The organism is Aeromonas taiwanensis, assembly GCF_000820165.1.
Taxonomy (GTDB): Bacteria; Pseudomonadota; Gammaproteobacteria; order Enterobacterales; family Aeromonadaceae; genus Aeromonas; species Aeromonas taiwanensis.
On sequence record NZ_CDDD01000051.1, the window covers coordinates 1 to 9417 of the forward strand.

Sequence of the window (9417 nt, forward strand, 5' to 3'; positions counted from 1 at the left end):
TGCCGTCGATGCCGACGGCAACAAGCTGCGGGGAGACGGCACGGTCGACGACAACGGCGTGGACGCCGTCGATGCCAGCGGCAACAAGCTTAGGGGAAACGGCACGGTCGACGATCGCGGTCAGACCCTGACCGATGAGCAGGAGCAAGCCCTGATCCGGCAGGGGTTTGACAGCAAGGTGCAGCCATGAGCCGTCATCTGCTGATTTTTCTGGCGCTGTGGTTGTCCGCCTGCGCCACCCAGCCACCCGCCCCCCTCTATCACCAGATGGACAAGCGCGACGTGGCGCTGGCCAACCAGGCGCTGGCCGAGGCGCTGCAAACCCGTCCCAAGGGCCAGAGCCTCACCTGGTTCAACTCCGCCAACCGCCACACGGGCAGCGTCACGCCGCTGCGCACCTTTCGCCACCCCAACGGCCTCTGGTGTCGCGACTATCGCGAGCAGCTCTACATAGGCCAGACCAGCCAGCAGTGGCAGGACACCGCCTGCCGCAGCAGGGAGGGCCGCTGGCTGCCCCTGCGAAGCTGACCGTCCGGCTGACAAAAAAAGGGGGGTGACCATGGTCACCCCCCTTTCATTGCTGGCTTGCGTTCGTCAGACCCGGCGATAGGGCAGGTAGACCGGCTCCCACATGTGGCTCAGGATGTGCTGATGCAGATCCTGGCCGATGAGCGGATGGGTAGGGTCGCGGCGCACTATGTCCTTGAGCACCGCTGTCGCCACGTGCACCGAGATCTTGCGAAGCTCGCTGATGCGCGGGTAAACGGTGCCCCGGGCGAGATCCGCCTCATCCACGCACTCGGCCAGCGCAAAGGCGGCGGTGGTGAAGATGTCCGGGCTTATCTCGCGGATCTGGCTGACGATGGCCGCCAGCCCCACGCCGGGGAAGATGAAGACGTTGTTGCCCTGGCCGATGCGATAATCCTGCCCTTCGAAGTGCACGTCCTTGAACGGGCTGCCGGTGGCGACGATGGCGCGGCCCCGGCTCCAGCGGAAGATGTCTTCCGGCAGCGCCTCGCAGTTGGCGGTGGGGTTGGAGAGCGGGAACACCATGGGGCGCTCGCAGTGGGCCAGCATCAGCTGGATGTGCTCCTCCTGGAAGGCGCCGCCGGCGCCGCTGGTGCCGAGCAGCACAGTGATGGGCACGTGACGCAGCACCTCGGTCAGCCCCGCCTTGCCCTGCAGATCCCACTGGGACAGCAGCAGGCCCGGCTTGGCGTAGCGGCGCTTGTATTCATCCAGCCCCTCGCGGTTGTCGCACACCAGCCCCTGGGTATCCAGGATATAGATGCGATCCCGCGCCGCCTGCGGATCCAGCCCCTCGCGTATCATCCCGGCACAGATCTGATCCGCAACACCGACCCCGCCAGCCCCGGCACCGTAGACCAGGTAGTTCTGCTGGCCCAGGGTCTCGCCCTTGGACTTGACCGCCCCTATGATGCCCGCCAGCACCACGGCACCCGTGCCCTGGATGTCGTCGTTGAAGGACGGCAGCGCCTGCTGGTAGCGGGCCAGGTTGTTGAAAGCGTTGGACTTGCTGAAGTCCTCCCACTGCAGCACGGCGTTGGGGAAGTGGCGCTTGACCCCGGCCACGAACTTGTCGATGAAGTCGTCGTACTCCTTGCCGCGAATGCGCTTGTGGGGCTGGCCCAGATACATGGGGTCATCCAGCAGCGCCTGGTTGTCGGTGCCCACGTCCAGCGCGATGGGCAGGCAGCAGGCCGGGTGGATGCCGGCGCCCAGGGTATAGAGGGAGAGCTTGCCGATGGGAATGCCCATGCCGCCCACCCCCTGATCGCCGATGCCGAGGATCCCCTGGCTGTCGGTCACGACGATGATGCGCACTGCCTTGGCATCCATGTGGCGGGCGAGGGATCCCATGTCATCGACGTTTTTCGGGGTGATGTAGAGGCCGCGCGGCTTCTGGAAGCGGTGGCTGAACTCCTGGCACGCCTTGCCCACGGTCGGGGTGTAGATGTAGGGGGTCATCTCCTCCACGTGGCGCGCCAGCAGGGCGTAGAACAGGGTCTCGTTGCGATCCTGCAGGGCCCGCAGGTTCTGGTACTTCTCGATGTCGCTGCAGGCGCTCTGGAAGGCACCATAGACCCGCTCCAGCTGGGCTTCGAAGGTCTGCACCTGGGGCGGCAGCAGGCCGTCGAGCTCGAAGTCGGCGCGCTCCTGTTCGGTGAAGGCGGTGCCCTTGTTGAGGTTGCGATCGTTGAGCAGGTCGGTCCCCGTCAGCGCGACCGGGCGAAAGTCCTCGCCCTGCGCATCTTTCCACAGCAGATATTGTCCGGTAGCCATAGTCATTCTCTTTGATTTACATGAAGTTGCCGTTCGGCAGGAGAGCAAGACTCGAAATGCACGGATCATATGACGTTTGGCGTTTCGGTTTTGTGAGCTTGGCCAAACCCTGTGGCCAAAGGGGCGCAGTCATGAGCCCCGGAAGGTTGCGAGCGCGGCGCGCTTGGCGCAAGATCCCCGGGCGCGGCGCACAGGCGCCCCATACAGATGCAGACACTGGAGCACCATGAGCCCTTCCCAACTCCCCGCCCATCCCGTTTCCGCCGTGATCCTGGCCGGTGGCCGTGCCACCCGCATGGGGGGTGACGACAAGGGCTGGGTGCCCCTCGCGGGCAAGCCCCTGATCGAACACGTGCTCGATCGCCTGCGCCCCCAGGTGGACGAGGTACTGATCAACGCCAACCGCAGCCAGGCGCGTTACCAGACGCTCGCCCCCGTCATCGGCGATGGCAACGACGACTTCCAGGGGCCGCTGGCCGGCATGCAGGCGGGGCTGGCCGCCGCCCGCCACGACTGGGTGCTGTTCGTGCCCTGTGACGGCCCCGCCCTGCCCCTTGATCTGATGACCCGCTTTCGCGCCGCCATCACCCCGGACACAGATCTGGTGGTGGCCCACGACGGGGAGCACCTGCAGCCCGTAGTCGCCCTGCTCCGCCGCACCCTGCTCCCCTCCCTGCGCCAGGCGCTGGCCGAGGGGGAGCGCAAGACCGGGGCCTGGTTTGCCCGCCACCGGATGGCGGTGGTGCCCTTCGCCGATCTGCCTGACGCCTTCGTCAACCTCAACAGCCCGGACGAGCTCGCCGCCTACGAGGCGCGGCTGCTTGAAGGGGAGCAGCCATGAACCACTCTCCCCTCCCCCTGCTCGGCTTCGTCGCCTGGAGCGGCACCGGCAAGACCACCCTGCTGGAGCGCCTCATCCCGCGCCTGGTGGCCCGCGGTCTGCGCCTCGGGGTGCTCAAGCACACCCACCACGCCTTTGACATCGACCAGCCCGGCAAGGACAGCCACCGCCTGCGCCAGGCGGGCGCCGTCCAGGTGATGGCGGCCTCCAGCCTGCGCCACGCCCTGATCCGGGAGACGCCAGAGGAGGAGCCGTCCCTGGAGGCACTGCTGGCCCGCTTCGATGCCAGCGCTCTCGACCTGCTGCTCATCGAGGGGTTCAAGCACAGGCACTTCCCCAAGGTGGAGCTGCATCGCGCCGCCATCGGCCGGCCCCTGCTCTTCCCCGATGACCCGGACATCGTCGCCCTCGTCAGCGACGCCCCCCAGGCCACGACCCTGCCCCGGTTCGGCTTCGACGATCTGGAGGCCATCGCCGATTTCATCTGCGCCAGGCTGCCCTCGCGCGAGCCCCGTCAGGCACCGCCACCCCTGCGCCTCTGCGCCCGGCTGCTGGCGGCCGTGGCCAACCCCGCGGGGCAAACCTCTCTGCCCGGCGTTCTCAGCCAGGATGAGACAGGCCTGCTGCTGGTACGCCCGGTGGACGAGGGCCGCGAGAGCGCCAACTGCCGCATCGAGTTTGCCCCCGGGCACACCGCCCTCGCCCCCGGCGAGCGGGTGATGGTACGTCTGCCCGCAGAGGGGTCTGCATGACGCTTCTTTGCCACTCAGGTCACCTGAGTGGTTGCAACCCAGGTCGTCCCTTTGGTCGATACCGACATCACCATATCGGCCACCCCCCGAGATAAGAGAGTCCCCTTGCGCCTGAACACGCCCCTCTCCCGCTTCGATCTGCTGATCTACGGTCGCTACCGCATCGTCCACGGCCTGCGCATCGCCCTGGCGTTCACCCTCACCTTCCTGCTGACCCGGCAGCTCAAGCTGCCGGAGAGCACCTGGCCCCTCATCACCCTGGTGGTGGTGATGGGCCCCATCTCGTTCTGGGGCAACGTGCTCTCCCGCGCCCTGCAGCGGGTGGTGGGCACCATCTTCGGCGCGGCCTGCGGGGTGGTGGCCCTCTATCTGGAGCTCTACTCCCTGCCCCTGATGCTGATCTGGTGCTGCGCCATCATGTTCCTTTGCGGCTACCTGGCGCTCGGCAAGCGCCCCTACGTGGGGCTGCTCATCGGCATCACCCTGGGGGTCATCGTCGGCGGGCTGCCGGGGGACATAGAGACGGCGCTCTGGCGCAGCGGCGACGTCATCCTGGGCTCGGTGCTGGCCCTGCTGTTTTGCAGCATCTATCCCCAGCGCGCCTACCTCCACTGGCGCCTGCAGATGCACGACACCCTGCTGCAGGCCCAGCGCATCTACCACACCCACCTCTCCCCCAACGTGCTGGAGCGTCCCAAGCTCACCCAGAGCCACGCCCGCCTGCTCGCGAAGATCGTCGGCCTGCGCGCCCTGCTGGCGCCCGCCGTCAAGGAGACGCGCCTTGGCAACCCCCTGTTCGAGGCCATCCAGACCACGATGCGCAACAGCGTCTGCACCCTGGAGATGCTGGCCAACACCCATTGGCGCGACCGCCAGAGCCACTTCCTGATGCAGAGCCACCCCGGGCTGCGCGCCTGCCAGCAGGCCACCGAGGGGGTGCTCACCCAGCTCGCCCTCATGCTCAAGAGCGGGGATCCCGCCGCCGCCACCCAGGCCATGACCCGCCTGCAGGAGGCGACGACCGAGGTGTCCCGCGCGCTCCAGGCCGAATCGCCTCAGGAAGTCGGCGTCACCCTCGCCGGCTACCTCTGGCTCAACGTCCAGCTCACCGAGCAGCTCGCCCACCTCCATCGTCTGCTGGGGCTGGTGCTGCAGCCCTATGCCAAGCCCTCGGCCCATCAGCCCTCCTGATCCCACGCCGACACGCGCCCATAAGGAAAGCCCCGCCGAAGCGGGGCTTTCTTGTCGCGGGCTTAACCCTGGCCCTAGCCTGCCAGGGGCAGGGGCTGCTCCGGCGTGAGGTAGAGGGAGAAATCCTGGATACCCGCCTTCAGGGCGGCAAAACAGTCGGGGTCGATGGCAGTGCCCAGGTTTTCGGCCATCATCTCCAGCGCTCTGGGCACCGGGATGGCGTCCCGATAGGGGCGCTTGGCGGTGATGGCATCGAAGATGTCGGCGGTGGTGATGATGCGCGTCTCCAGGGTGATCGCCTCCCCCTTGAGCCCTTTGGGATAGCCCTTGCCGTCGAGTCGCTCATGGTGGGCGCCTGCCACCTGGGCTAGCTCCTTGAAGGCACCGATGCGGCTCAGGATCTCCTCGGTATAGGCGGCATGCATCTGCACCGCCGCCCACTCCTGCTCGTCGAGCTTGCCCGGCTTGTCGAGGATGGCGTTGCTCACCCCGAGCTTGCCCACATCGTGGAGCAGGGCGCCCCGCTTGAGCCAGCGCCGCCGCGGCTCGGACAGCCCCATCTGGGCGGCGAGGATGTCGGTATAGAGCGCCACCCTGCCGCTGTGTCCTGCGGTATAGGGGCTCTTGGAGTCCACCACCTGACCAAAGGCCGCCGCTATCTCGTCCAGATAATCCTCATCCAGCGCCACCTCCCCCTGCCCCGCCGGGTGGGCGAAGACCCGCTCCGTCAGCCTGGGGTCCACCAGCCCTTGCCAGAAGGCGTCGTCGGCCAGCGCCTCGAACGCCCTGACCAGGGCGGGATCAAACCAGTTTCCGCTGCGCTCGCGCAGCTCCCTGAGCGCCGCGTCCGGGCCTGCGGCGGCGTGAAACACGTCCACCACCTGGCAGAGCAGGGCGATACGGGAGAAGAGCGGAATCCCCTCACCCGCCAGTTGCAGCGGCCGACCTTTGCCGTTCCAGTGCTCATCCAGGGAGAGGATGCCCTGAGCCACCTCGTCGCTGAAGCGCAACTGGCGAGCGATGGCCGCCCCCCGGTGGCAGCGAGTCTGGATCAGCTCGTTGGCTATCTGATCCCCGTTGCGAAAGATGTGGAACAGGCTGCGAAAACGCCCCAGCAGATCCGCCTGCAAGCCGGTGTGGCCCAGCACGAAGTTGACCACTTCGGAGAGGGAGCCATCCACCAGCTTGAAGTCGCGCTTGAAGTGAAGATCGTCGGTGAGATAGAGCTCGCAGATGCGGGCGGCATTGCTGCTGCACCCCAGATCCTTGAGCAGCAGCGTGTAGTAGAGGTCGTGGCGCTGCCGGGCATCCAGTCCCAGCTGATCTCCCAGACGAGAGCCTATCCAGCAGCAGCGGATGCAGTGGCCTCTTGGCTGCCCTTCCGTCATGTCCAGGGCATGGCTGAGAGAACCAATCAGCTCTGCCAAGCGCAATCCATTTACCCCCATAGCCCACTCCCTCAACATCGGGGCGTACTTGCCCGCAGGCATGTATACCCCCTGTGGTGAGGAAAAGATCAGGAGAGCGACAAATTATGCCTGCACCGCTCCCCGGCTTGCCGCCGCATCGAGCTGCTGACGGGTCAGGGTGGAGACCAGCTTGTCGTCCAGATAGAGGTGCAGCAGCTCGCCCTGCATCTCCCCGCGCATCGTGCCCTGGCGGCCATCGAGGTAGTGGATCTCCATCAGCGCGGTGTTCGCGTCCGGATAGTGCACCTCCACCTCGCGGACCCCTTGCGGCAGCATGGCGAGCGGCACCTTGTTGAGGGAAGGATCCAGGTGCTGGTTCACCTTGATGACGGCATCGGCCTTCTGATCCACCAGGGCCGGCGACTTGCCGGTGATGGGGTTCTTGCCGGACCAGAACTCGATGGTGTTGAACACGAAGAGATCCGCCGTCGCCGCGAGGCCATAGACGGGGGAGAGCAGCACGAAGACGCCGGCGCGGCCGTAGCGGTTGTCCACCACGCTGAGGTTGCCCTTGGTCACCATGGAGGAGAGGCCCATCTGACCCATGCAACCACCTAGCCCCAGGCTCGCCACCATTCCCAGCAGCAGGGCCAGTGCCCTGCCTCTCTGTCGTACTGCCATCATTGTCTACCTGCTCAATCGAAAAAGGAGGCGGCAGCCTAAACAAGTGGCCCGGGCAGGACAATTGACAAGGTGGGCGCCATACAGCCCGGGTTCAGCCTGAGCGTCCGACTGCTCACTCTTTTGGCAATCTGGCCAGCGGCTGTCGCCGGGCCGGCCCTCAGATGGAGAGGGCGGAGACCGTCTCCGAGACCCGGCTCGCCTCCTGGTGGATCTCGGTCATCAGGCTGTCCACGCCGGCGATCTGCTGCTTGCCGAGCTCGGCGCTGCCGGCCACCCCGGCCATGTCATCGGTCACCCGGGCGGTCAACTCGCGGTTCTTCTGCACCACCTTGGCGATTTCGTCGGTGGAGAGGGACGTGCGGGCCGCCAGCTGGCGCACCTCGTCCGCCACCACCGCAAAGCCCCGCCCCTGCTCCCCGGCCCGCGCCGCCTCGATGGCCGCGTTGAGGGCCAGCAGATTGGTCTGATCGGCGATGGCGCTGATGGTCGAGACGATGGCCTCTATGCTCCGCGACTGCTCGTTGAGCTGGCCGATGAGGGCGATGGCCTGATCCACCCGGGTAGCGATGAGGGAGGAGGTTTCCACCACGGCGCGCAGCAGCTCGGCCCCCGCCTGCGCACTGTGCAGCGTCTCCTGGGCCGTGCTGTGGGCCAGCCTCGCCGCCTCGCGGGTGGCGTGGTTCTGCTCGATGCGCTCGGTGATGTTGCTGGCAAACTTCACCACCCGCACCACCTTGCCGCTCTCGTCCCGGATAGGGTTGTAGGTCGCCTCCAGCCAGATGGGCTGACCCTGGCTGTTGTGGCGCATGAAGAGGCCGGACTTGAACTGGCCCCGGGCCAGCTCCTCCCAGAAATGGGGCTGCTCGCGCAGGAAGGCCTCGTCACAGAAGATCCTGTGGTGCTTGCCCGCAATTTCGCTCATGCGATAGCCCATGACGTCGAGGAAGTTGGCGTTGGCGCTGAGGATGTCGCCGTTCGGGCTGAACTCGATCATCGCCCGGGAGCGGTCCAGCGCCTGGGAGAGTGCCTCCAGGTGCTGCAATCTCAGGTGCTGCTCCGTCACGTCGCTCGCGATCTTCACCACCCGGGTCACCCGGCCCTGCTGCCTGACCGGGAAGTAGCTCGCCTCCAGCCAGCGCGTCTCCCCCCGCTTGTTCAGACGCTCGAAGGTGCCGGACTGCACCTCCCCCTGGCCGAGACGGCTCCAGAACTGGCGATAGTCGCCGGACTGCGCCCACCCCTTGGGGCAGAGCAGGCTGTGGTGCTGCCCCGGCAGCTCGCCTACCCCGTAGCCCATCAGGGCCAGGAAGGGGGCGCTCGCCTCCAGGATGGTGCCGTCCGGCGTGAAGATGATGGTGGCGGCGCCCGTCTTGATCGCCTCGACCACGCCCTGCTCCTCGTCGAGCCGGCTCTGGCAAGCCTGCAACTGCGCCTTGAGTTTGTGATTGAACATGACACTCCTACCTCGTTGACGATCCGAACGGCACCACCGCCATCCCACATAGAGGATATCGGCACCGCAGGCCCCGGGATGAGTGGTCGGATGACCCGGATTCACGGGGGCGCGCAGTGTATAGAAAAGCGGCGACGCCGCCAAGGGAGGGAGTGTACGCAGCCCGGGGGATCCGGGATCAGCAGGACGGGGGAAAAACCGGGATCAGGCGGGCGCACACTCCAGACAGGCGGGGGTGCCTGCAAACCCGAACCGCTCGTAGAGCGCTCGTCCCTCCTCGCTGGCGTGCAGCCACAGCTTGCCCAGCCGCTGTTCACGGGCATGGGCCTGCATGGCCTCCAGCAGGGCGCTAGCCATGCCCCGCCTGCGCCAGGCCGGTCGGGTATACATGTTGAGCAGATAGGCTTCACGCCCTGCCAGGTTGCCGGGATAGGGGGGCCGCACGAAGAGGGCCAGGGTGCCGCAGGCCACCGGCTCGCCGTTCACCTCCACCACCCAGGTGCGGGCACTGCCCTGCCCCATGGCCTCGCTGAAATAGGCCTGGGTCGCCTGCCGAAGCGCGGGCTCCGCCAGCGGGTCATCAAGCTCCCCCAGCTCGCCAAAGAGCGCCATGCGCAGGGCCACCAGCGCGGGAATATCGGCCGCCACGGCCTCGCGTACCTTCATCTCTGTTCCTTGAATCCATGACCTATCCCCCTGACAGGGGCTCGTGTGCGGCCACCTTACGCCGGTGACGAACGCCGGGCAAGGCGCCAGCGATCCAGCGCCAGGGGGCCGGCCCCC

9 protein-coding genes and 1 pseudogene are annotated in these 9417 nt (G+C 66.8%); 5 read left to right on the forward strand and 5 right to left on the reverse strand.

Going from position 1 to position 9417, the window contains the following annotated elements; genetic code table 11:
- Together BN1136_RS08650 and BN1136_RS08655 are read left to right on the forward strand one after the other, a co-directional pair.
- Positions 1-190: pseudogene (locus BN1136_RS08650) on the forward strand (hypothetical protein); the annotation flags it as partial.
- Entirely contained in the window at positions 187-528 is a 342-nt protein-coding gene (locus BN1136_RS08655) for an RT0821/Lpp0805 family surface protein (protein WP_043759075.1), read from the forward strand. The pseudogene BN1136_RS08650 and the gene BN1136_RS08655, both read left to right, overlap by 4 nt.
- A 66-nt stretch (positions 529-594) precedes the next feature.
- On the opposite strand, the gene BN1136_RS08660 is transcribed toward BN1136_RS08655, so the two are convergent.
- Entirely contained in the window at positions 595-2304 is a 1710-nt protein-coding gene (locus tag BN1136_RS08660; RefSeq protein ID WP_043759074.1) for an NAD-dependent malic enzyme, read from the reverse strand.
- A gap of 226 nt (positions 2305-2530) precedes the next feature.
- Between BN1136_RS08660 and mobA the strand changes: the two genes are divergently transcribed.
- The 3 genes from mobA (at position 2531) to BN1136_RS08675 (ending at position 5088) form a co-directional block, all read left to right on the forward strand.
- Positions 2531-3145 (forward strand): molybdenum cofactor guanylyltransferase MobA, encoded by a 615-nt coding sequence (gene mobA / locus BN1136_RS08665; RefSeq protein ID WP_043759073.1) that lies wholly within the window; start codon positions 2531-2533, stop codon positions 3143-3145.
- Entirely contained in the window at positions 3142-3897 is a 756-nt protein-coding gene (mobB, locus tag BN1136_RS08670; RefSeq protein WP_043759072.1) for a molybdopterin-guanine dinucleotide biosynthesis protein B, read from the forward strand. Before mobA ends, mobB begins: the two co-directional genes overlap by 4 nt.
- Positions 3898-4002: 105 nt before the next feature.
- The gene (locus BN1136_RS08675; RefSeq protein ID WP_043759071.1) at positions 4003-5088 is read left to right on the forward strand and encodes an FUSC family protein; all 1086 of its coding nucleotides are present in this window, start codon (positions 4003-4005) and stop codon (positions 5086-5088) included.
- Positions 5089-5162: 74 nt separating this feature from the next.
- Here BN1136_RS08675 and BN1136_RS08680 read toward each other — a convergent pair whose 3' ends face one another.
- The 4 genes from BN1136_RS08680 to BN1136_RS08695 all read right to left on the reverse strand — a co-directional run bounded on the left by BN1136_RS08680 (position 5163) and on the right by BN1136_RS08695 (position 9300).
- Positions 5163-6536: an HD-GYP domain-containing protein gene (locus BN1136_RS08680; protein ID WP_043759070.1), complete on the reverse strand. Its 1374-nt coding sequence runs from the start codon at positions 6534-6536 to the stop codon at positions 5163-5165.
- An 84-nt stretch (positions 6537-6620) separates the two neighbouring features.
- Positions 6621-7178: a DUF3332 domain-containing protein gene (locus tag BN1136_RS08685; RefSeq protein WP_043759082.1), complete on the reverse strand. Its 558-nt coding sequence runs from the start codon at positions 7176-7178 to the stop codon at positions 6621-6623.
- A 160-nt stretch (positions 7179-7338) separates the two neighbouring features.
- Positions 7339-8634, reverse strand: coding sequence for a methyl-accepting chemotaxis protein (locus BN1136_RS20590; RefSeq protein ID WP_043759063.1), 1296 nt, complete (start codon positions 8632-8634; stop codon positions 7339-7341).
- Between the two features lie 204 nt (positions 8635-8838).
- The gene (locus BN1136_RS08695) at positions 8839-9300 is read right to left on the reverse strand and encodes a GNAT family N-acetyltransferase (RefSeq protein ID WP_043808377.1); all 462 of its coding nucleotides are present in this window, start codon (positions 9298-9300) and stop codon (positions 8839-8841) included.
- Positions 9301-9417: the final 117 nt, after the last annotated feature.